This window comes from Pseudomonas sp. PICF141 (assembly GCF_002286815.1).
In the GTDB taxonomy this organism is placed as follows: Bacteria; Pseudomonadota; Gammaproteobacteria; order Pseudomonadales; family Pseudomonadaceae; genus Aquipseudomonas.
In genome coordinates, this window is record NZ_MUNM01000050.1 from 177,402 (window position 1) to 199,426 (window position 22,025).

Here is a 22,025-nt window from a genome sequence, read left to right on the forward strand (position 1 = left end):
CAACACCTCATTGGGATGTGAGCAAAGGCGGGCGGCGCAGCAAACCGTGCACCGGACCGAAGACCACGGACAGCAAATACAAACCGCCAGCCGTCAGCACGATCGCCGGGCCGCTGGGCAGCGAGTAGTAAAACGACAGCAACAAGCCGAGCCAGACCGAGAGGCAGCCGAGCAGCGCGGCGATGATCATCAGTACTGGCAAGCGGCGACTCCAGAAGCGAGAAGCCGCGGCTGGCAGCATCATCAAACCGACCACCATCAGGGCACCGATAGCCTGGAAACCGATCACCAGGTTCAGCACCACCAGCGTCAGAAATACCCCATGAGCCAGTGGCCCGAGGCGGCTGACGGTTTGCAGAAAGAGCGGGTCGAGGGTGTCCAGCAACAGGGGTTTGTAGATGAGGGCCATGGCGATCAGGCTGAAGCCCGAGACCCAAATCATGCCGGTCAAAGTCGGCCCGTCGACTGCCAGCGCCGAGCCAAATAACAGGTGCAACAGGTCCAGTCGCTTGCCGGCGATGCCGAGGATCAGCACGCCGCTGGCCAGCGAAATCGGATAGATCGCGGCCAGACTCGCGTCTTCTCGCAGGCCGGTGCGGCGGGTGATCCAGGCGGCCAGTCCGGCCATGCTCAAGCCGGCACCGAGGCCACCGATGGTCAGTGCGGGCAGACTCAACCCGGCGAACCAGAAGCCCAATGCGGCGCCGGGCAAGATGCCGTGAGCCACCGCGTCGCCGATCAGGCTCATGCGCCGCAGGATCAGAAACACCCCAAGCGGTGCCGTGCTGCACGCCAGAACGAGAGCACCGAGCAACGCACGGCGCATGAATACGAATTCGTGGAACGGTTGCCAGAGCTGAGCGGCAGCGATCATCAAGCCACCTGCGTCTGAGGTTGTTGGCGAATCAGATCGGTACTGAGGCCTAGCACGCAGCCGCTGCTTTTGATCAATAGGGCTTGTGGGATGTATTGGCGCACGGCGGCCAGGTCATGACACACCACGACCAGGGTTCGGCCTTCGGCATGCCAGGCGTGGATGTGTTTCCACAGTAGCGCCTGTCCGAGTTCATCGAGCGCGGCGTGGGGTTCGTCGAGCAACAACAAAGGGGCTTCGGCAAGACTCAACCGGGCGAGCAAGGCTCGCTGCAATTCGCCTCCGGAGAGGGCCATCAATGGGCGATGTTCCAGGCCGCTCAAACACCAGTCTTGCAGTGCAGACTTGAGACGTTGGCGACGAATCTCCGGAGTTTGCTTGCTGCCCCAGAAACCTGCGGCCACCAACTCTTGCAGGCTGATGGGGAACTGCCGGTCCAGGTGTTGTTGCTGAGGCAGAAACGAAAGGCCGCCTTTGCGTGGAACATCAATGATGACTTTTCCTGCCAGTGGCTTTTGCAGACCGGCGATGACTTTCAGCAGGCTGGTTTTACCCGATCCATTGGCACCGATGACCGCGGTCAAACTGCCTTTGGCTAACTGGAAATCCACCGATGGCGTGAGCGGTTGACCGGGAGCGCCCCAGCGCAAGGCTTGGCATTGGATCATGCGGCCTCCCAATTCCAGCGACTTTCAGCGACAGCATCGTGGGCATGAAGACTTTCGGCGTGAACGACTCGCACGTGAAAGGCGTTGATCCCGGCGGAACGTTTCAGGGCCAGGTTCAAGCGTCGAGCGGCGTCTTCGCAGAACATCAGATTCTGGCCGTTGGCGAGGGCGAAAGCTTGTTCGTCGGCGCGCTTCACGGCGGTTTGCACCGCTGTGCCGAGGGCTGCTTCCGCATCATTGATCGCGTCGATCAGCGGCAGCTCATCCAAACGACCGTCCAGACGCAGTTGCAATTGCGCATTGCTGCGTTGGCTATGCGGCGTCGCAACGATACCTTTCGTAGAGCCGAGCCAAGCCAGAACATCGGCGTGTTGCAGTGATTTGTTGGCGAAGTCATCCACGAATTGTTGCTGAATCAACTGCCGCGAAAGCGCTGCTGAGCACGGGCAGGTTGAGGAATAAGCAACGTCGATTTTTAGTTCCACGTGGAACATCGCTTTTTTCAAACTGGCTTCGATGCTCACCGGATATGTTTTCCAGCCGGCCAATGGACTGACGAGCGCAGGTCTTTTGAGCAATAGTTCGGTGTGAATTTTCAGGTAAGCGTTGTGGGAAAGCTCTTCATGGGTTTCGAGAAAATTCTGCAAGACTCGCCGCAATAAGGCAGGCGAAAGGTTTTTCCGCTCAAGCATTTCCAACGCTAGATACAGCCGCGACATATGGATGCCGCGCGCCTCTCCATCGTCAAGGCTAACGCCAGCGTCGACCTTTGCGCTCAGTCGCTGGCCATCGAATAAAACCGGAAGAGCAATGCCGCACATGCCCACCCAATCGAGTGGCAGGGCTTGGCGTGAAGCCTGCGCGGCGATATCCGGCAGAGTCAGCGCATTCATGAGCAGGTCCATCGTGGGAGTTGATTTGGCATGTTATATTATAACAGTGAAATCGACGATGCCTTTTTCGTGGGCGGGCTTTCGGCGAAGGGCCGCAGCGCTATTTCAAAAAAACCACCGATGAACAACGACCTCGCTTGGCAGCAGGAACAGAAGGCGCAGGCCTAGCAGCCGGTCATGCGGCTGCACGTGAACTTGCCACTGCTGCCGCCGGAACTGGAAAACCGATTGATGGTTGTCCAGCCAACCCGGTGGTTGTAGCCGACCCAGGCTTCGCCATCAGAAGCGATGCCCGTGAAGAACGTCAGTTGCCCATAGCGGCTGTTGGTTTGTGCCCATTGGCGTTTGCCGGCCTGTTCGAAGCCGCGCAGATAAATCGTGCTGCCGACGGTGTTAACGCTATAGGCATTACCGTCGGCATCCACGCAGGCCAGCAAATTGGCGCTGCGCGTGCAGTTGGCCAGGTTCTGGATTTGTCCCCAGGCATCAACCGCAATCAGCAACGAAAGGCTCAATAGCGAGAATTTCAGAGTGTTTCCCATGGCATTTCTCAAAGAGGCGGACGGGACGCGCAAGAGGGAGTGGCTTGTTTGTATTGTTATACTATAACATAAAAATACACCCGCTCTGATGATCCATCGCCATGACTAAGCAAGAACTCCTCGCTCAACCCGCCGCCGATTACATGAACGACGCCCAGCAAGGCTTCTTTCGCGAGCTGTTGCTGGCTCGTGGCGAGCTGCAGGAACGCATTGCCGGCGAGTTCGACGCGTTACGCGAGCAGGAACCCCACAGCGATCCCGCTGACATCGGTAGCGCCGAAGAACAGCGCCAGTGGCAACTGCGCCTGCTGGAGCGGGAAAAGAAGCTCCTGGACAAGATTGACGAAGCCCTCGAACACCTGGCCCGCGGTGAGTACGGCTGGTGTCGCGAAACCGGTGAGCCGATTGGTCTCAAGCGCCTGCTGCTGCGACCCACCGCCACTCTGTGTATTGAAGCCAAAGAACGTGAAGAGCTGCGCGAACGCCATCAACGGGCGATTTGACCGGCCATATCCTGATGAGGAATACCTGATGCCTAATCGTCTTCCCGTGACCGTCCTTTCGGGCTTTCTCGGTGCCGGAAAAAGTACACTTCTTAATTACGTATTACGTAATCGCGAAAATTTGCGGGTCGCGGTGATCGTCAATGACATGAGTGAGATCAACATTGATGGCAGCGAAGTTCAGCGCGATGTCAGTCTGAACCGTGCCGAAGAAAAGCTCGTGGAAATGAGCAACGGCTGCATCTGCTGCACCTTGCGGGAAGATTTGCTCGAAGAAGTCGGCAAACTCGCCAAGGACGGTCGTTTCGATTACCTGTTGATCGAGTCCACAGGCATTTCCGAGCCTCTGCCCGTGGCCGAAACCTTCACGTTTCGCGATGAAGAAGGGCAGAGCCTGGCGGACCTCGCACGGCTCGACACCATGGTCACCGTGGTCGACGGCATGAACTTCCTGCTCGACTATCAGGCCGCCGAAAGCCTCGCTTCCCGTGGCGAAACCCTGGGCGAGGAGGACGAACGCTCGATCACTGACCTGTTGATCGAGCAAATCGAATTCGCCGACGTGATCCTGATCAGCAAGATCGATTTGATCAGCAACCGCGAGCGCCAGGAGTTGATTGCAATCCTTGAACGGCTCAATGCCCAGGCAGAAATCATTCCGATGGTCATGGGCGAAGTGCCGCTCAAGAAAATCCTCAACACCGGGCGCTTCGACTTCGAAAAAGCCGCTCAGGCGCCGGGATGGTTGCAGGAATTGCGCGGTGAGCACGTGCCGGAAACGGAGGAATATGGCATCGCCTCCACGGCCTATCGGGCGCGGCGACCCTTTCATCCACAGCGTTTCTTCAGCTTCATCGACCGTCCGTGGGTGAACGGCAAATTGCTGCGTTCCAAAGGCTTTTTCTGGTTGGCCAGCAAACACCGGGACGCTGGCAGTTGGTCCCAGGCTGGGGGCTTGATGCGTCACGGTTTTGCCGGGCGCTGGTGGCGTTTCGTGCCAAAAAACCAGTGGCCGCAAGACGAAGAAAGTACCGCCGGGATCATGGAAAACTGGACCGCCGCCACCGGCGATTGCCGCCAGGAACTGGTGTTTATCGGCCAGAACATCGACTTTGCGCAACTCGCCGCCGAACTCGACAACTGCCTGCTGACGGATGCTGAAATGGCCTTGGGTGTCGAGGGTTGGCAGTTACTGCCCGATCCGTTCGGTCCTTGGCACGAAGAGGCGGCTGCCTGATGTTGGCGCCCAGTCTGAAGCTGCGACCGGTCATTCGTCAGGTCCAAGGTGATACGCCAAAAGTGCTGACCGGAATTCTGGACGACGGCGTGAACCTGGCCCTCTGGCAACGCCAGCTCCCGGTGCACATTGCCGATTTCGCTCGTTTGTTGTTGTCCCTGAATGAGCCGCTGGCCGAGTCGCTGTCCCTGGAACTGCCCGGCGATGATGCCGATCCCAATCTCCACGGTTTAGCCTCAGGCTTCAGTGACCTTGAAGGCTACGAAGGCTTTATCGCCGATGTTTCCTGGCTGGTCAGCGCCTTCGCCTGCCTGTTGGGCGCCCAGCGTATCGGCCTGCGCCTGCGGGTTCTGGACACCGCCATGTGCCCGCGTTTCCACGTCGATCATGTGCCGGTGCGGTTGATCACCACCTACGCAGGTATCGGCAGCCAATGGCTCAAAGAAGGGGCGATGGATCGCCGGCAATTAGGCAAACCTGAGGCCGAACCGCAGAACAATTCGCTGATCCAGCAAATCACCAGCGGCGAAGTGGCGTTGCTTAAAGGGGAGAAGTGGCACGGCAACGAAGGCTTCGGTTTGATCCACCGCTCGCCGCAGCCGGCGCCGGGTGAGCGTCGTTTGATCCTGACCCTTGACTGGCTGAGCTAGCCGCTCAAGGTTTGAGCCAGGTTCCCTGGCTCTGGGCTTCGCAAAACGGCTTCAAATATGCCGCATCGGAGGCCACGCCGTAATAGTGAATATCCTGCCGGTAAGGCATATTGGCGACTTGAGCGTTGTTGCACACTCCGAACGCGCCGGTGGGGCATTGGTCGACGTACTGCACCTCGACTGTCTGTCCGGGCAAATTCGGCTGGCAGAAACCATCGGCGAACAGTTTTTCCGGGATGTTGCGGTTTTGCTGGCAGACCTTCACATCGAGCCGCTCAGCCGTGCTGTGTACCACGCAAGCCTGGGCCAGCGCTTCGCCCGACGTGAGCGCCAGCAGCAACGACCATCCCATCAACCGCATCCTTTACCTCCTCAGAAACCTCGACCATGTTGCAGAACATTCCCACCCACGTCATTGCTGGCCCACTAGGTGCCGGCAAGACCAGCCTGATCAAGCACCTGCTGGCGCAACGGCCCGCGGGTGAGCGCTGGGCGGTGTTGATCAACGAGTTCGGCCAGATCGGTCTGGATGCCGCGCTTTTGACTCAGGATGCCGATGGTATCGCACTGGGGGAAGTGGCCGGGGGCTGTTTGTGTTGCGTCAATGGTGCGCCGTTTCAGATCGGCCTGGGGCGATTGCTGCGCAAGGCGCGACCGGATCGACTGTTCATCGAACCCTCCGGACTGGGACATCCGGCGCAGTTACTTCGGCAATTGAGTGAGGTTCCGTGGCAAGGCGTCCTGGCGGTGCAGCCGTGCGTGCTGGTGCTGGATGCTCAGGCGCTCGCGGCCGGAAAACCGTTACCGGCGGCGCAACAGCAAGCCTTGGACAGTGCCGGGTTGCTGTTGCTGAACAAGGCAGAAAACCTCAACGACAGCGATCGCCAACGAATCGCCGCACAGTTGCCAACGCTTCCCTTGTACTGGACGCAGCAAGCCGCCTTGCCGTTGGGCAAGTTGCCGGGGATCGCGGCTCAGGCTGTCGGGGGTGTGGATAACTTTGTCGCGCCCAAAGGATTGGCGCAGATGCCAGCCATCTGGACCGATCCCACGTTGCCGATTTGCTTGAGTCAGGTGCAGGAGGGTGGCTGGAGCGTTGGATGGCGGTGGCATCCGAGTCAGATATTCGATGCCGGATTGATCGAAAAGTGGCTTGCGCATCTTGAATGGCGGCGGGCGAAGCTGGTTATCCACAGCGCCGAGGGATGGGTGTCGGCGAATGCGCTGGATAACTCGTCACTGAATTGGCAGATCAGTGAATGGCGTCGGGATTCGCGTATTGAGTTGATTTTCAGTGAGCAGCAGGCTGTCCCAGAACTGCAGGAAGGTTTGGCGGGGTGCCGCACTTAGGCAAATTAGCGAGTTTTTGTGTCGTTTTTGAAGGCCTCATCGCGGGCAAGCCCGCTCCCACAGGTACAGTGTGAAACTTGTGGGAGCGGGCTTGCCCGCGATTGGTTTTAACTGACTGACATCCGACTCACGGACGCCATTTCGTGTGTTCTTGCCGCCACTGGCTCAGTTCAATCACCTCGGCTCTGGGCTTCGTGATATCGGCCACGGGCGGTGTGTCGTCGAACGGCATCGGGTAAGGCGCCAGCTCGATCTGTGCGCTATGGGCGCCAAATTGGGTGATGGTGCCGGTGTGGCGGGTTTCGCCGGTTACGGTGAATTCGAAGTTATACACACGGGCCAGGCGCCGACGGCCGTTGGCGTCTTTAATGAATGCGATCTTCTTCAAGGCTACGTTGCCGTCCAGCAGCTCGATCCGAAGCTTGGCGCAATGCTGCATGACCCGTTCCAGCGCACGTTCGCGCAGGCCGTGGTTGTGCCACAACCACGCGCCACCGGTGGCGAGCAGCATCAACACGAGGATATTTCCGAGGGTCAGCATCAACAGGTTGCTCCAACAAGATAGCGTCAGCTTAACTGCGTCGCCGGTCTGTCGTACAGGCTGCGTTTAGTCGCATACTGCGCGGCTCGAATTTCAATCGTTTGATGGAAAACTCACCGCATGAAACGTACGCCCCATGTGCTCGCCATCCAGTCCCACGTGGTGTTCGGCCACGCTGGCAACAGCGCCGCGGTTTTCCCGATGCAGCGGGTCGGGGTGAACGTGTGGCCGCTCAATACCGTGCAGTTCTCCAACCATACGCAATATGGTCAATGGGCCGGGGAAGTGCTGGCTCCGCATCAGATTCCGGAATTGGTAGAAGGTATCGCTGCGATTGGCGAGCTGGGCAATTGCGATGCCGTGTTGTCCGGCTACCTCGGCAGCGCGGCCCAGGGCCGAGCGATTCTCGCGGGCGTGGATCGAATCAAATCGACCAATCCCAAAGCGGTATACCTCTGCGACCCGGTAATGGGCCATCCGGAGAAGGGCTGCACCGTTCCGGCCGAGGTCAGCGATTTTCTACTGGAAGAGGCGGCAGCGGTGGCCGACTTCATGTGCCCGAACCAGTTGGAGCTGAACAGCTTTTCGGGACGCAAGGCACAGTCATTGTTCGATTGCCTGGCCATGGCGCGAGCGCTGCTGGCGCGCGGTCCGAAGGCGGTGCTGGTCAAGCATCTGGACTATCCCGGCAAATTGGCGGACGGCTTCGAGATGCTGCTGGTGACCGCCGAAGGCAGCTGGCACCTGCGTCGGCCGCTGCTGGCGTTTCCGCGTCAGCCGGTGGGCGTTGGCGATCTGACTTCCGGGTTGTTCCTGGCGCGCGTGCTGCAGGGTGACAATCTGGTGACTGCCTTCGAATTCACCGCGGCGGCGGTGCATGAAGTGCTGCTGGAAACCCAGGCCTGCGCCAGCTATGAGCTGGAACTGGTGCGTGCGCAGGACCGGATTGCCCATCCGCGGGTGCGGTTTGAAGCGACGGCGATCAGCCTTTAAAAGCTTCGCGGGCAAGCCTCGCTCCTACACCGGGATGGCGCATTACCCGTAGGAGCGAGGCTTGCCCGCGAAGCGATCTAAAGACCGAACACGTCAGGCGTCGCCCTTGATGTCCTGATAGCGCTTTTCCAGTTCCTGACGAATCTGCCGACGCTGCTGCGCCTGCATGTACCGACGCTTGTCTTCACTGTTCTGCGGTTGCAGCGGTGGGACTGCAGCCGGTTTGCGCTGGTCATCCACCGCGACCATGGTGAAGAAGCAGCTGTTGGTGTGGCGCACCGAGCGCTCGCGGATGTTCTCGGTCACGACTTTGATGCCCACCTCCATCGAGGTGTTGCCGGTGTAGTTGACCGAGGCCAGAAAGGTCACCAGTTCACCGACGTGAATCGGCTCGCGGAAAATCACCTGATCCACCGACAGGGTCACCACATAGCGGCCGGCATAACGGCTGGCGCAGGCGTAGGCCACTTCATCGAGGTATTTGAGCAGGGTGCCGCCGTGGACATTGCCAGAGAAGTTGGCCATGTCGGGTGTCATCAATACCGTCATCGACAGCTGGGCGTTTCCGGGTTCCATAACGTACTCACGGGTTCAAGGCAGGATTCGGGGTTACACCTCTGCGGGTGCTTGGTTTTTCAAACCAACAGTTATCGGGACGCCGGGCGGGAGGTCGCCGTCACGCCCGAATCTATCTGTTTCCATATATTGCACCGTCTTCCCGTCGGAAGTCGCGATGTTACCCTTCAAAAGCCTACCCCAAGGAGCCACATGCCATGCACGCCATCAGTTTCATTCAGGATCTGGCAGTGATCATGTTGATCGCGGGTGTGGTGACCGTGCTTTTTCATCGCCTCAAACAACCCGTGGTGCTCGGTTACATCGTCGCCGGCTTCATCATCGGCCCGCATACGCCGCCGTTCAGCCTGATCCACGATGAAGCCACCATCAAGACCCTCGCGGAGCTGGGGGTGATTTTCCTGATGTTCTGCCTGGGCCTGGAGTTCAGCTTGCGCAAGCTGTTCAAGGTTGGCGCCACGGCGTTTATAGCGGCCTTCCTGGAAATCGTCCTGATGATCTGGATCGGCTACGAAATCGGCCGCTGGTTCGACTGGAATACCATGGATTCGCTGTTCCTGGGCGCAATCCTGGCGATTTCCTCGACCACCATCATCGTCAAGGCGCTCAACGACCTGAAGATGAAGAACGAACGTTTTGCCCAATTGATCTTCGGCGTGCTGATCGTCGAAGACATCCTCGGCATCGGCATCATCGCGTTGCTGTCGAGCATCGCGGTCAGCGGCACAGTCAGTTCCGGCGAGGTCTTTTCCACGGTCGGCAAGCTGTCACTGTTCATGATTGTCGCACTGGTTATTGGCATTCTGCTGGTGCCGCGACTGCTGGCCTACGTGGCGAAATTCGACAGCAACGAGATGCTGCTGATTACTGTGCTGGGCCTGTGTTTCGGCTTCTGCCTGTTGGTGGTCAAACTTGAATACAGCATGGTCCTCGGCGCGTTCCTGATTGGCGCGATCATGGCTGAATCGCGGCAACTGCTGAAGATAGAGCAGCTGATCGAGCCGGTTCGCGACCTGTTCAGTGCCATTTTCTTCGTCGCCATCGGCCTGATGCTCGACCCGATGATCCTGTTGCAATACGCCTGGCCGATCGCAGTGATCACGGTGGCTGTGGTGCTGGGAAAGATGTTGTCCTGCGGCCTCGGTGCCTTTATTGCCGGCAATGATGGACGCACCTCGTTGCGCGTGGGGATGGGGCTTTCACAGATTGGCGAATTCTCTTTCATCATCGCCACATTGGGCATGACGCTGCAGGTCACCAGCAGTTTTCTCTACCCGGTGGCGGTGGCCGTCTCGGTGATCACCACGCTGTTAACGCCGTATCTGATTCGCGCGGCCGATCCGCTGTCGATCAGGCTTGCTGCGGTGATGCCGCAACGCCTGGGTCGTGTGTTGGGGATGTACGGCGAATGGCTGCGCAGTATTCAGCCTCAGGGCGAGCGCGCGCTGTTGGCGTCGATGATTCGGCGGGTTCTGTTGCAGGTAGGGATCAATCTGGCGCTGGTGATCGCAATCTTTCTCTCGGGCGCGTTCTTTGCCGAACGCATGTCTGTTTACCTGCAAGGTTGGATAAGCGAGCCGAGCTGGCAGAAAGCGTTGATCTGGGGCGGGGCGTTACTGTTGTCGCAGCCGTTCCTCATCGCCGCTTATCGCAAGCTCAAGGCGCTGTCGATGCTGCTGGCAGAGATGGGTGTGAAGCCGGAAATGGCCGGCCGCCACACGCAGCGAGTGCGTCGGGTGATCGCCGAAGTGATTCCGATCCTCTCGTTGTTAATGATTTTCCTGCTGCTGGCAGCCTTGTCGGCCAGTATTCTGCCGACCAACAAGTTGCTGGTGCTGATCGTCATAGTCGCGGCGGCGGTGGCGGCGCTGCTCTGGCGCTGGTTCATCCGCGTGCATGCGCGAATGCAGGCGGCCTTGCTGGAAACGCTGGACAATCACAACGATTCATCAAGGCACTGACGTTGCACTTGTAGCACCTTGCACTTGTAGCAACTGCCAAAGGCTGCGTTCGGCTGCGCAGCAGTCGCAAGTCAGGCGCCGAGGTTTTTTCAGGTTAACCGAGTCGCAGGTATTTCCGACTGCTTCGCAGCCGGACGCAGGCTGCGCCAGCTGCTACAAAAAAGTGGTGCAGGGTAAATCAGCTTTCCAGCCAGACGTCCCGCGCCCAGTGCCATACCGATTCCCAGGTTTCTTCGGCGAGCAACTCTTCTTCGGCCAGCCACAGCACCACGGTGCCATCTTCTTCAACGCAGTAGTAGTTATCGCCGTCCTGGCAGATCGGAATCAGGCTGCGATCAACGCCGGCGTCCCAGGCGTTGGCGGCAACGTCTGGCAGGTAGGTGTGGGACTGCGGATCGGTGACGGTCACTGGCTCCAGGCTGCCATAGACCACGTCGCTGACGGTCAGCAAAAATTCTCTGAAGACGAACGGGATGTCGATGAACAATTGCTCTTCGATTTCCACAATCTGATCTTCGTCGGGCAACTCCAAGGGGACCGGTACCGGTTCGTTGGCTTCACGCAGTTGTTCGATGATTTCTTCCACGTCCGGGATCCTCTTGCTTGATGGCGCGGTTTAGTTGGGGCGGTTTATACAGTAGCTCGCTATAGATGCAACCGCGAAATAGAAAACCCCGGCCGGGGCCGGGGTTTTATTACAACAGGTGAAACGCGGGAAGTGATCAGCCGTTCTGGCGGATACCGGCCACCAGCCAAGGCTGGTTTTCGCCTTGTGCACGTTCCATGTTCCAGCTTTCGCTGAATACTTCGCCCTGATCAAAGCGCGAGGACTTCGACACGCCGCTGAAGGTCAGGGTGGCGATGGTCTTGTCCGCACGATCATCAACGCCATCCAGTTGTACCTGGAGGTTATCGATGTAGGTCGACTGGAAGCCGTCGCCCAGATCGGCACGTTCGCGCTTGAGGAACTCCAGCAGTTGCGGAGTCACGAACTCGGCAATCTTGTCCATTTCGTTGGCGTCCCAATGCTGCTGCAGGGACTGGAAATGGTTGCGGGCCGCTTCGATGAAGTTGTTTTCGTTGAACCAGGCTGGCGCGTTGATCACCGGACGAGCGGCAACCGGTGCTGCCGAACCGCCAAAGATCGAACCCATGGCTGCTGGTTTCTGTTCGAACATTTCACGCTGCATCGGCGCGCCGGCTGGAGCCATGTGCTCCTGCTGCTTGCGACGACGGGCGGCGATGAAACGGAAGACCAGGAAGGCGATAACCGCCATGATCAGGATGTCGAAGATCTGCATGCCCTGGAAGCCATCGCCCATGAACATGGAGGCCAGCAGGCCACCGGCGGCGATACCGGCCAGAGGGCCGAGCCAGCGCGAAGCACCGCTGGCCTTGGTGGCGGCGCCAGCAGCACCGGCCGCGCCCGCAGTGGCAGCAGCGCCGCCAGCAGGAGAAGAAGGAGCCATCTGGCTGGTCTGGTGAGTCGGCGCAGCGCCGGAGCTCTTGCCGCCACCAAAGCGCTTGGCGGCATTGGCGTCGAGGCTCATCGTCAGGCCAATGCACAACGCCATGGCGATGCTAAGAAAACGTTTCATAAAGGGAATTCCCATTTGTGGAAGGCACGCGCGCCATGTTGCACAGCTGAAGTGTTGCTGGCTAGCGGCAGAGTGTTTCGGGCTTTTGCCTGACAGGTAGTGTTCAGCTTCCGATCATGCAATAAGACTTGTTAACGTTGGTCTGTAGAACGAGTGGATAAGTTCTGTAGGAAGGATGCCTGGGCGGCCTTGGAAAAAGATCGCAGCCTTCGGCAGCTCCTACAGGGTACGCGAATTCCTTGTAGGAGCTGGCCAAGCCTGCGATCTTTTCAGCGTTATACCGCTTCCAGCTTGGCGTAACCCAGCATCAACCACTTGCTGCCTTCGCTGAAGTTCACCTGCACCCGCGCCTGAGCACCGGCGCCTTCGAAATTCAGGATCACCCCATCGCCGAACACCGAATGCCGCACAGTCTGACCAAGGCTGAACCCGGTGTCCGGGATCTCGCTGCCGCCGAACAGGCTGCTGGAGCTCTGCTGCTGGCCACCGCCGAACGGACGGCTGACGCTGTTGGACAGCCGCACTTCCTGGATCAGGCCTTTGGGCACTTCACGTACGAAACGCGACACCTTGTTGTAGGTCTCGCTGCCGTACAGGCGTCGGGTTTCAGCATAGGTCAGCACCAGATTCTGCATCGCCCGGGTAATACCGACGTAGGCCAGGCGGCGTTCCTCTTCAAGACGGCCGGGTTCCTCCAGGCTCATCTTGTGCGGAAACAGGCCTTCTTCCATGCCCACCAGGAACACGTAAGGGAATTCCAGGCCCTTGGCGCTGTGCAGGGTCATCAACTGAATGCTGTCTTCGTGTTCGTCGGCCTGGGTGTCTCCGGCCTCCAGCGAGGCGTGACCGAGGAATGCTGACAGTGGCGACTGTTCTTCATCCTCTTCCGGGTTTTCGAAGTTGCGCGCGGCGCTGACCAGTTCCTCAAGGTTTTCTACCCGGGCCTGGCCTTTCTCGCCTTTTTCCGCCTGATGGTAGGCAATCAGCCCCGACTGCTCGATTACGGTTTGGGTCATCAAGTGCAGCGGCATTTCCAGGCACTTGGCGGCGAGGTCCTCGATCAGCTCCATAAATGCCCCTATGGCACCCGCAGCGCGACCGGTCAGACCTTTGTTGGCCACCAGCTGACGCATGGCCTCCCACATTGACACATGGCTGTGGCGCGCATGATCGCGGATCGCTTCGACGGTTTTTTCGCCAATGCCACGGGCCGGAACGTTGATCACACGCTCCAGGGCCGCATCGTTGCCACGGCCTTCCAGCAAACGCAGGTACGCCATGGCGTTCTTGATTTCTGCCCGTTCGAAGAAGCGCTGACCGCCATAAATGCGATACGGAATGCGCTCACGGAGCAAGGCTTCTTCCAAAACGCGCGATTGGGCGTTGGAGCGGTACAAAATCGCGATATCGCTGCGAGCCAAGCCGGTTTTCAGCGCGCTTTCGATGGTTTCAACCACGTAGCGTGCTTCATCGTGTTCGTTGAACGCCGCGTACAGATTGATCGCTTCGCCTTCGCCGCCATCGGTCCACAACTCTTTGCCCATGCGCCCGGTATTGTTGGCAATCAGGGCGTTGGCGGCCTTGAGAATCCCGGCGGTAGAGCGGTAGTTTTGCTCCAGACGGATGATCTGGGCATCGGGGAAGTCGTCGGAATACTGATAAATGTTCTCGATTTTCGCGCCACGCCAGCCATAGATCGACTGATCGTCGTCGCCGACCACCATCAGGCTGTCGCCACCCTTGGCCAGCAGACGCAACCAGGCGTACTGCACGGCGTTGGTGTCCTGGAATTCGTCCACCAGAATGTGCCGGAAGCGCTTCTGATAATGGGCGAGCAGGCCCGGGTGATCGCGCCACAGATCAAGGGCACGCAGCAGCAACTCAGAGAAGTCGATGACGCCGGCGCGCAGGCAAGCAGCCTCATAGGCTTCATATATGCTGCGCATGGTCGCCAGGAACAGATCGCCGCTGGCTTGAATATGTTGCGGACGCAGACCTTCGTCTTTCTGCCCGTTGATGAACCACTGGGCCTGTCGGACCGGCCAGCGTTGCTCGTCCAGGCCCAGCTCGCGGATCACCCGCTTGACCAGCCGTTGCTGGTCGTCGCTGTCGAGGATCTGGAAGGTCTGGCTCAGGCCGGCTTCCTGCCAGTGCGCCCGCAGCAAGCGGTGCGCCAGGCCGTGGAAGGTGCCGACCCACATGCCGGCCGGGTTGATACCCATCAGCTGCTCGATGCGGTGACGCATCTCGGCAGCGGCCTTATTGGTGAAGGTCACCGACAGAATGGAGTGGGGCGAGGCGTTTTCGACCTGGATCAACCAGGCGATACGGTGCACCAGTACTCGGGTTTTACCGGAGCCAGCACCGGCCAGGACCAACTGACGACCCACGGGGGCAGCTACGGCCTGACGTTGGGCATCGTTGAGGGAGTTCAGCAGAAGGGAGAGATCATCGCGCATCGGGGCATTCTAGGGTGCGCCGTCAGCCCGGGCAAACCGAGCTTTGCATTAGCCGATGAAAGAAGCGCCGATGACGACCGGTCAGTCACCGGCTGCAAGCGTTGGCAGGGCTTGTCTGGCGGCTTTTAAACCGGGACGGACGGTTCCAACTTTCGTCTATTTTATGACCTTGGACTGTTTGGTCCGGGCATTTGCTTGTGTATGCTCCGTGCACAATTCGGGCTCGCATGCTCACTAATAAGAACAAAAACATTGCCTATGATCCTCCGCTCCGACCTGTCGGGCCCCTCTGTGGAGCCCCGGATTATCCGCAAACAGTACGCCATGGAGATGGCGGTCGAACGCACGCGCCTGCTGTATCAGGGCTCACTGTTGCCTACGCTGTTCATGCTGACCAACGGTCTGGTGTGCGTCGGATTGCTCTGGAGCCCCCAGCGTTACTTCGTGGTCAGCGTCTGGTTGATCTGGTTATTGTCACTGGTGGCGTTGCGGGTGATCCAGGTCGCGGCTTTCGATTCGGCGATTCCTCACCGCCAGGCCCATCCGGTCTGGCGTCGCATGTTCATGCTCGGCTCTGCCATGACTGGCCTGACCCTGGCCGGTGCCGGCATCGCGTTGGTGCCCGCGGACAATTTCATGCAGCAAGCCTGGGTGTTCGGCCTGATCGGTGCCGCGGCACTCTCGGCCAGCGTCGCTTATGCCGTGAGCCTGCCGGCCTTTCTATCCTTTACCTTGCCCTGCCTTTTGCCGGCCATTGGCTATCTGTTCTGGGGCGGCGATGAGCAGGAACAGGGCTGGGGCTGGTTCGGGCTGATTTTGCTGGGCTCGTTGAGCGTGGTCGCCTGGCAGGTCAATCGGCTGATCAACCAGGGGTTGTTGCGGCGCTTTCAAAATCAAGCCCTGATCGAGCATTTGCAGCAGGCGCAACGTCGCAGCGATCAGCTCAACCACGAATTGGCCAGGGAAGTCGACCAGCGCGGCCGGGCTGAAGACGAGTTACGTGAAACCCAGGTCGACCTCGAAAACCGGGTCGCTCAGCGCAGTCTGGAGCTGGACGCCGCCAACCAGGCCCTGAGCAAGAGCGAGGCACGACTGGCGCTGGCGTTGAAAGCGAGCGAACTCGGGTTGTGGGACTGGAACCTGCAGACAGACGAAGTCCATCACACCCAATTGCAAGAGCTGTTCGGGCTGGAGCCGGAATACGTCACGGCGATGCTCAGCCACCTCAAGCCTCGTCTGCATCCCGAAGACTTGCCGTCCCTCAGGCGCGCCCTGGTCGAGCATTTGAAAGGTCGCAGCGAGGATTATCAGATCGAATATCGGGTACGGCATAGCGATGGCCATTGGGTCTGGATCGAAGACCGTGGTCGAGCGGTCGAGCGTAGCGAAAACGGCCGGGTGATCCGTATGGTCGGCACCCGACGCGATATCAGTGCCAGCAAGGGACAGGAAGAACAGCGTCAATTGGCGGCGATGGTGTTCGAGGCCGCCAGCGAGGGCATCGTCATTCTTGATCCTGGTTATGCGCTAATAGCCGCCAATCAGGCCTTCAGTCGGGTGACTGGCTATGAGATCGACGACATGCTCGGGCGCAATGTGGTCGAGTTACCTTGCAGTCGTGACGCACGCCGGCATTACGTGGCGATTCGTCAGGCGCTGGAGCAGCACGGCAGCTGGCAAGGCGAGTTGGTCGAAACGCGCAAGAATGGCGAGTTGTATCCGCAATGGCTACAACTCAACGTCGTGCGCGATTCACGGGGAAAGGTAAGCCATATTGTTGGCTTCTTCGCCGATCTGTCTGCTCGGCGTGAGTCTGAAGAGCGTATGCGTTACCTGGCTCATTACGACGAGCTCACGGGGTTGGCCAACCGCTCCTTGTTCCGCGAACGGCTTCACGAGGCTCATCAGCGCGTGCGTCAGGGCGGTCGGCGCAGCCTGGCATTGCTGCACGTCAATCTGGATCGATTCAAGCTGCTCAACGACAGCCTCGGCCACGAGATCGCTGATCAGCTGTTGCAGAAAATGGCCCGGCGCCTGGTCAATGCGCTGCCGGAAGCGGACACCATCGCCCGGTTGTCCGGCGATGAATTTGCGGTGCTGTTCGATGCCTATGGCAACCTGTCGAGCCTGGCGCGCATGGCAACCCGTTTGTCGGCCAAGCTGTGTTTGCCGATCACCGTCGACGGGCATGAGCTGGTAATGAGCGCGTCGATGGGCATCAGCCTGTTGCCAGACACTGCGCGGGAGATTTCCGCGCTGGTGAGCCAGTCGAACATGGCCATGCAGCACGCCAAGCACTTGGGTGGCAACAACTTCCAGTTCTATACCGACAGCCTGCAAGCCAGCACGCTTGAGCGTTTGCAGCTCGAAAACCAGCTGCGCAAAGCCATCGAAGACAAACAGTTGAAAGTGTTTTATCAACCGAAACTCTGCCTCGCCACCGGCCGGCTCAATGCCGCCGAGGCATTGGTACGCTGGCATCATCCGACCCTGGGCCAAGTACCACCGGGGGATTTCATCGGTCTGGCCGAGGAGACCGGGTTGATCGGCGCTATTGGCGAGTTCGTTCTGCGCCAGGCCTGTTGGCAAGCCTGCGAGTGGCAGCGTCAGGGCCTGCAGCCGATTCGGGTGTCGGTCAACCTGTCGGTGCATCAACTGCGTCAAGGGAAACTGGTCAGCCTGGTGCGCCAGGTGCTGGAGGAAACCGGTCTGGCGCCGCACCACCTGGAACTGGAACTCACCGAAAGCCAGTTGCTGGACAGCGTCGAGCACATCATTGCGACCTTCCAGCAGTTGCGCGACCTTGGGGTGAAACTGGCGATCGACGATTTTGGTACTGGCTATTCGTCCTTGAGTTACCTCAAGCGCATTCCGGTGGATTACGTGAAGATTGATCAGGCGTTTATCCGCGGGCTGGGGGAGAGCAGTGAGGATGCGGCGATCACCCGGGCGATCATCGCCATGGCCCATGGCCTGTCACTTAAAGTGGTGGCTGAAGGTGTGGAGCGGCCGGAGCAGTTGGAGTTTCTGAAAGCCGAGGGCTGCGATGAGGTGCAGGGGTATTTGATCAGTCGGCCGGTCGAGGCTGCCAACCTGGTGGAGCTTTTACGACGCGACGCCGATCCTTTGTAGCAGCTGGCTTCATCAGCTGCCACAAGGGCCGAGGGGGCTACATGGAGCGCATGTCGCATGAAATGGGGACATCGAGTTACGCATTGAGCAGGCAAAAAGCCGATTCATGTAGTATAACTACAAGCGTGCTACATCCCCGGCACCTGCCTATAACAAAGAGTCCAGCCCCTTGAATCTGCTGCAACACATCGCCCAGTCCCGCCACCTGCTACGCAAGTCGGAGCTCAAAGTCGCCGACCACGTGCTGCTTGACCCTGCGGCGGTGATGCACAGTTCCATGGCCGATCTGGCCCACAGCGTGGGCATCAGCGAGCCGACCATCGTGCGGTTTTGCCGCGCCATCGGTTGCTCCGGGTTCCAGGATTTGAAATTGAAACTGGCGCAGAGCCTGGCGGCTGGCGCGAGCTTCGGGCAGTTCGCGATCCATGAAGACGATTCGGTCGCCGATTACAGCCTGAAAATCTTCGACACCACCCTGCATACGCTGATGGAGGTTCGCGAGAAGCTCGATCCGGTGGAGTTGCAGAGGGCGGTGTCGCTGATGTCTCAGGCTCAGCGTGTCGAGTTCTATGGCTTCGGTGCGTCGGGCGCAGTGGCGGCGGATGCCCAGCACAAGTTCTTCCGTCTGCTGCTGACGGCAGCGGCGTATTCCGACCCGCATATGCAGGCGATGTCGGCGGTCACCCTGAAGCCCAGCGACGTGGCGATTTGTATTTCCCAATCCGGACGTTCCAAAGATCTGTTGATCACGGCCAACCTGGTGCGCGAGAGCGGCGCTTCGTTGATCACGTTGTGCCCGAGCCAGACTCCGTTGGCCGAGTTGTCGACCGTCAACCTGGCGATCGATGTGCATGAAGACACCGAAATCTATACGCCGCTGACGTCGCGCATTGCGCACCTGGTAGTGATCGATGTGCTGGCGATGGGCGTGGCCATGGCTCGCGGTCCGAGCCTGGTCAATCACCTGAAAAGCGTCAAACGCAGCCTTCGCAGCTTGCGGCTGTCGCCCAAATCGGTGAAAGCGCTGGACGATTGATTCAAGACTGTCACGGACCTTGTGGCGAGGGGGCTTGCCCCCGTTCGGCTGCGCAGCAGGCGCAAACACTTTGGGGCCGCTACGCGACCCAACGGGGGCAAGCCCCCTCGCCACATTTGATGAATTTCATCAGTCTGTAACCTACAAGCCGCCAAACCGTCATCCCTGGCGCCTATCTTGAAACTCCCGTACTCGCCTTGGGAGACTCGAAATGGCTCAGCCCTACGAAGAACGCAACAGCGCCGTCAAAACCCGCCGTCAGCAAGAAGATCAGCGCCGCATGGAATTTCGTCGTGCGATCGAAGATCGTAGCGAGCGCCGCCAGCTTCTGGCCGAAATTGGCGAGTTTCCTGACGATCTGGAACTCAATTACTGGCAGGCGGCTCCCGCAACTTCCCGTCGAAACGCTCAACCAGCGCGCTGATCTGTATCCGCTCGCTGCGAATAAATGCAAGGAAGGCGTGGGCCACCGGTGACAGCCGTTTGGCCTTGGCCTGTACCAGGCACCAGCTGCGATACAGCGGCAGCTCTTCGACTGGCAACTCGATCAATCCCCCGGTTGCCAATTCAAGGTTCAGGGCATGGCGCGTCAACAGCGCCAGGCCCAGACCCGCCAATACGCATTCACGCTGCGCTTCAGCCGAAGCCACCTCCTGGATCTGGGTGAAATGCACGCGCTTCTCTTTGAAGTACTCTTCGCATGCCAGTCGTGTGCCGGAGCCGGGTTCACGCAACAGTAGCGTGTAGGGTTCCAGATCTTGCAAGCGCAATGGCCCCATGTGGCACAACGGATGATCCGGCGGTGCCACCGCGACGATCGGATTATTGAGGAACGGCAGGAATTCCAGCCCCATGTCCTGTGGGACCATCGACATGATTACCAGATCATCACGGTTATCCGACAGGCGCCGGATGACTTGGCCACGGTTGACCACCGTCAGGTGCAGGTTCACTTCGGGATGCTGGCGTTTGAAAGCAGCAAACAGGTGCGGTACGAAATACTTGGCGCTGGATTCCACCGCCAGTTTCAGTTGGCCCTGCAATGAGCCTTGCATGTCTGACAGCTGCATATCGAGGTTTTCCAGGCGCCCGAAAATGTCTCGGCTGGCACGTTGAAGGGCTTCGGCGGCCTCGGTCATGTAGAGTTTTTTGCCAACATAGTCGAATAACGGCTGACCGATCAGCTCTTCGAGTTGACGAATCTGTAGGCTCACGGCAGGTTGTGTGAGAGACATTTCGTCGGCTGCACGGCTGTAGGACCTTAAGTCGCACACCTCATTGAAGATCTGCAATTGACGCAATGTCATACGCATCAATGACTTACGCATTTTCTAGAGACCCTGAGCGAAGGCTGATGCCTTAACTATAAGTCTTTGCTTATGTGTAACCCAATTATTATTCATTTTTGTTAATCCCTTGTGAGAGCTAGTGTGGACCTGCGACCGAATTGAAACATTTGGTCACGCGTCGACCTGGTGTGACAGGTCGTGGGTATCACCGGCTCAAGGGAACCTCCAAGTGATAAAAAAGATCCTGATCGCCAACCGTGGTGAAATTGCCGTACGAATCGTGCGTGCCTGCGCCGAGATGGGCATTCGCTCGGTCGCGATCTATTCCGACGCCGACCGCCATGCCTTGCATGTCAAGCGTGCGGATGAGGCCCACAGCATTGGTGCCGAGCCCCTGGCCGGCTACCTGAATCCGCGCAAGCTGGTGAACCTGGCAGTGGAAACCGGTTGCGATGCGCTGCACCCCGGCTACGGCTTTCTTTCGGAAAATGCCGAACTGGCAGATATCTGCGCCGAACGCGGTATCAAATTCATTGGTCCAGCGGCTGAAGTGATTCGCCGCATGGGCGACAAGACTGAAGCTCGCCGCAGCATGATCAAGGCTGGCGTACCGGTCACTCCGGGCACTGAAGGCAACGTGTCGGGTATCGAAGAAGCCCTGACCGAGGGCGATCGCATCGGTTACCCGGTCATGCTCAAGGCCACCTCAGGGGGTGGCGGACGCGGCATTCGTCGCTGCAACAGTCGCGAAGAACTCGAACAAGCCTTTCCGCGGGTAATTTCCGAAGCCACCAAGGCGTTCGGTTCGGCGGAAGTGTTCCTGGAAAAATGCATCGTCAATCCGAAACACATCGAAGCGCAGATTCTCGGTGACAGCTTTGGCAACGTGGTGCACCTGTTCGAGCGTGATTGCTCAATCCAGCGTCGCAACCAGAAGCTGATCGAGATCGCCCCGAGCCCGCAACTGACCCCGGAACAGCGCGCCTATATCGGCGACCTGTCGGTGCGCGCTGCCAAAGCCGTGGGTTATGAGAATGCCGGCACCGTGGAGTTCCTGCTCGCCGAGGGCGAGGTGTACTTCATGGAAATGAACACTCGGGTGCAGGTGGAACACACCATCACTGAAGAAATCACCGGCATCGACATCGTACGCGAGCAGATTCGCATCGCCTCCGGCCTGCCGCTTTCGGTGAAGCAGGAAGACATCCAGCACCGTGGTTTCGCATTGCAGTTCCGGATCAACGCCGAAGACCCGAAAAACAACTTCCTGCCCAGCTTCGGCAAGATCACTCGTTACTACGCGCCCGGCGGTCCTGGCGTACGTACCGACACAGCGATCTATACCGGCTACACCATTCCGCCATTCTACGATTCCATGTGTCTGAAACTGGTGGTCTGGGCGCTGACCTGGGAAGAGGCGATGGACCGTGGCTTGCGCGCTTTGGACGACATGCGTCTGCAAGGGGTCAAGACCACCGCCGCGTATTACCAGGAAATCTTGCGTAATCCGGAATTCCGTAGCGGCCAGTTCAACACCAGCTTCGTTGAAAGCCACCCGGAACTGACCAACTACTCGATCAAGCGCAAACCCGAAGAGCTGGCCCTGGCCATCGCCGCCGCCATCGCCGCCCACGCAGGCCTTTGAATGCAGTGGCAAGCTGTAAGCAGCAAGCTGCAAGTAGAAGCAGATCGGCTTTTTCTTGCGGCTTGTAGTTTGAAGCTT

Annotated in this window: 21 protein-coding genes; 10 read left to right on the plus strand and 11 right to left on the minus strand. The window is 59.0% G+C overall.

Annotated features, from left to right (window positions below):
- Window positions 1-7: 7 nt before the first annotated feature.
- The 4 genes from BZL43_RS13790 to BZL43_RS13805 all read right to left on the minus strand — a co-directional run bounded on the left by BZL43_RS13790 (window position 8) and on the right by BZL43_RS13805 (window position 2,977).
- Entirely contained in the window at window positions 8-874 is an 867-nt protein-coding gene (locus BZL43_RS13790) for a metal ABC transporter permease (RefSeq protein WP_095632815.1), read from the minus strand.
- Window positions 874-1,542, minus strand: coding sequence for a metal ABC transporter ATP-binding protein (locus BZL43_RS13795; RefSeq protein ID WP_095632816.1), 669 nt, complete (start codon window positions 1,540-1,542; stop codon window positions 874-876). Before BZL43_RS13795 ends, BZL43_RS13790 begins: the two co-directional genes overlap by 1 nt.
- On the minus strand, window positions 1,539-2,435 hold the full coding sequence (gene folE2, locus BZL43_RS13800; protein ID WP_095632817.1) for a GTP cyclohydrolase FolE2: 897 nt from the start codon (window positions 2,433-2,435) through the stop codon (window positions 1,539-1,541). Before folE2 ends, BZL43_RS13795 begins: the two co-directional genes overlap by 4 nt.
- Before the next feature lie 164 nt (window positions 2,436-2,599).
- Window positions 2,600-2,977, minus strand: a complete 378-nt coding sequence (locus BZL43_RS13805; RefSeq protein ID WP_095632818.1) for a glutamine synthetase — start codon at window positions 2,975-2,977, stop codon at window positions 2,600-2,602.
- 101 nt (window positions 2,978-3,078) lie between these two features.
- Between BZL43_RS13805 and dksA the strand changes: the two genes are divergently transcribed.
- From dksA to BZL43_RS13820, 3 genes are read left to right on the plus strand one after another with little or no spacing between them, the layout of a single operon-like run.
- Complete coding sequence (gene dksA, locus BZL43_RS13810; protein ID WP_095632819.1) at window positions 3,079-3,480, plus strand: RNA polymerase-binding protein DksA; 402 nt, start codon at window positions 3,079-3,081, stop codon at window positions 3,478-3,480.
- Window positions 3,481-3,508: 28 nt separating this feature from the next.
- Entirely contained in the window at window positions 3,509-4,717 is a 1,209-nt protein-coding gene (gene zigA / locus BZL43_RS13815) for a zinc metallochaperone GTPase ZigA (RefSeq protein ID WP_095632820.1), read from the plus strand.
- Window positions 4,717-5,367: a DUF1826 domain-containing protein gene (locus tag BZL43_RS13820; protein WP_095632821.1), complete on the plus strand. Its 651-nt coding sequence runs from the start codon at window positions 4,717-4,719 to the stop codon at window positions 5,365-5,367. The genes zigA and BZL43_RS13820 overlap by 1 nt, the downstream gene beginning before the upstream one ends.
- A 4-nt stretch (window positions 5,368-5,371) precedes the next feature.
- Here BZL43_RS13820 and BZL43_RS13825 read toward each other — a convergent pair whose 3' ends face one another.
- On the minus strand, window positions 5,372-5,728 hold the full coding sequence (locus BZL43_RS13825) for an NADH:ubiquinone oxidoreductase (protein ID WP_095632822.1): 357 nt from the start codon (window positions 5,726-5,728) through the stop codon (window positions 5,372-5,374).
- A 26-nt stretch (window positions 5,729-5,754) separates the two neighbouring features.
- Here BZL43_RS13825 and BZL43_RS13830 point away from each other — a divergent pair, with 26 nt between their 5' ends.
- A complete protein-coding gene (locus BZL43_RS13830; protein WP_095632823.1) occupies window positions 5,755-6,717 on the plus strand; it encodes a GTP-binding protein in 963 nt (320 codons plus the stop codon).
- 127 nt (window positions 6,718-6,844) lie between these two features.
- Here the strand turns inward: BZL43_RS13830 and BZL43_RS13835 are convergent, their stop codons facing one another.
- Complete coding sequence (locus tag BZL43_RS13835; protein WP_095632824.1) at window positions 6,845-7,258, minus strand: DUF3301 domain-containing protein; 414 nt, start codon at window positions 7,256-7,258, stop codon at window positions 6,845-6,847.
- Window positions 7,259-7,378: 120 nt separating this feature from the next.
- Between BZL43_RS13835 and pdxY the strand changes: the two genes are divergently transcribed.
- The gene (gene pdxY / locus BZL43_RS13840) at window positions 7,379-8,251 is read left to right on the plus strand and encodes a pyridoxal kinase PdxY (protein ID WP_095632825.1); all 873 of its coding nucleotides are present in this window, start codon (window positions 7,379-7,381) and stop codon (window positions 8,249-8,251) included.
- 93 nt (window positions 8,252-8,344) lie between these two features.
- On the opposite strand, the gene BZL43_RS13845 is transcribed toward pdxY, so the two are convergent.
- Complete coding sequence (locus tag BZL43_RS13845) at window positions 8,345-8,827, minus strand: acyl-CoA thioesterase (protein ID WP_007896533.1); 483 nt, start codon at window positions 8,825-8,827, stop codon at window positions 8,345-8,347.
- A 197-nt stretch (window positions 8,828-9,024) separates the two neighbouring features.
- Here BZL43_RS13845 and BZL43_RS13850 point away from each other — a divergent pair, with 197 nt between their 5' ends.
- Window positions 9,025-10,788 carry a cation:proton antiporter gene (locus BZL43_RS13850; RefSeq protein WP_095632826.1) on the plus strand — a complete coding sequence of 588 codons (1,764 nt, stop codon included), beginning with the start codon at window positions 9,025-9,027 and terminating at the stop codon, window positions 10,786-10,788.
- A 178-nt stretch (window positions 10,789-10,966) separates the two neighbouring features.
- On the opposite strand, the gene BZL43_RS13855 is transcribed toward BZL43_RS13850, so the two are convergent.
- From BZL43_RS13855 to uvrD, 3 genes are all read right to left on the minus strand, one after another.
- Complete coding sequence (locus tag BZL43_RS13855; protein ID WP_007896531.1) at window positions 10,967-11,374, minus strand: SMI1/KNR4 family protein; 408 nt, start codon at window positions 11,372-11,374, stop codon at window positions 10,967-10,969.
- A 136-nt stretch (window positions 11,375-11,510) separates the two neighbouring features.
- Complete coding sequence (locus BZL43_RS13860) at window positions 11,511-12,386, minus strand: Tim44 domain-containing protein (protein WP_095632827.1); 876 nt, start codon at window positions 12,384-12,386, stop codon at window positions 11,511-11,513.
- 275 nt (window positions 12,387-12,661) lie between these two features.
- A complete protein-coding gene (gene uvrD, locus BZL43_RS13865; RefSeq protein ID WP_095632828.1) occupies window positions 12,662-14,845 on the minus strand; it encodes a DNA helicase II in 2,184 nt (727 codons plus the stop codon).
- 258 nt (window positions 14,846-15,103) lie between these two features.
- Here uvrD and BZL43_RS13870 point away from each other — a divergent pair, with 258 nt between their 5' ends.
- From BZL43_RS13870 to BZL43_RS13880, 3 genes are all read left to right on the plus strand, one after another.
- Window positions 15,104-17,977 carry an EAL domain-containing protein gene (locus BZL43_RS13870; RefSeq protein WP_095632829.1) on the plus strand — a complete coding sequence of 958 codons (2,874 nt, stop codon included), beginning with the start codon at window positions 15,104-15,106 and terminating at the stop codon, window positions 17,975-17,977.
- 169 nt (window positions 17,978-18,146) lie between these two features.
- Complete coding sequence (hexR, locus tag BZL43_RS13875; RefSeq protein WP_007896526.1) at window positions 18,147-19,013, plus strand: transcriptional regulator HexR; 867 nt, start codon at window positions 18,147-18,149, stop codon at window positions 19,011-19,013.
- Window positions 19,014-19,224: 211 nt separating this feature from the next.
- Entirely contained in the window at window positions 19,225-19,437 is a 213-nt protein-coding gene (locus BZL43_RS13880) for a PA3496 family putative envelope integrity protein (RefSeq protein WP_095632830.1), read from the plus strand.
- On the opposite strand, the gene BZL43_RS13885 is transcribed toward BZL43_RS13880, so the two are convergent.
- Window positions 19,379-20,326, minus strand: coding sequence for a LysR family transcriptional regulator (locus tag BZL43_RS13885; RefSeq protein ID WP_168185092.1), 948 nt, complete (start codon window positions 20,324-20,326; stop codon window positions 19,379-19,381). The genes BZL43_RS13880 and BZL43_RS13885 overlap by 59 nt on opposite strands.
- A 205-nt stretch (window positions 20,327-20,531) precedes the next feature.
- On the opposite strand from BZL43_RS13885, the gene BZL43_RS13890 reads away from it, so the two are divergent.
- Entirely contained in the window at window positions 20,532-21,947 is a 1,416-nt protein-coding gene (locus BZL43_RS13890) for an acetyl-CoA carboxylase biotin carboxylase subunit (RefSeq protein WP_095632832.1), read from the plus strand.
- The last annotated feature ends 78 nt before the right edge of the window (window positions 21,948-22,025 follow it).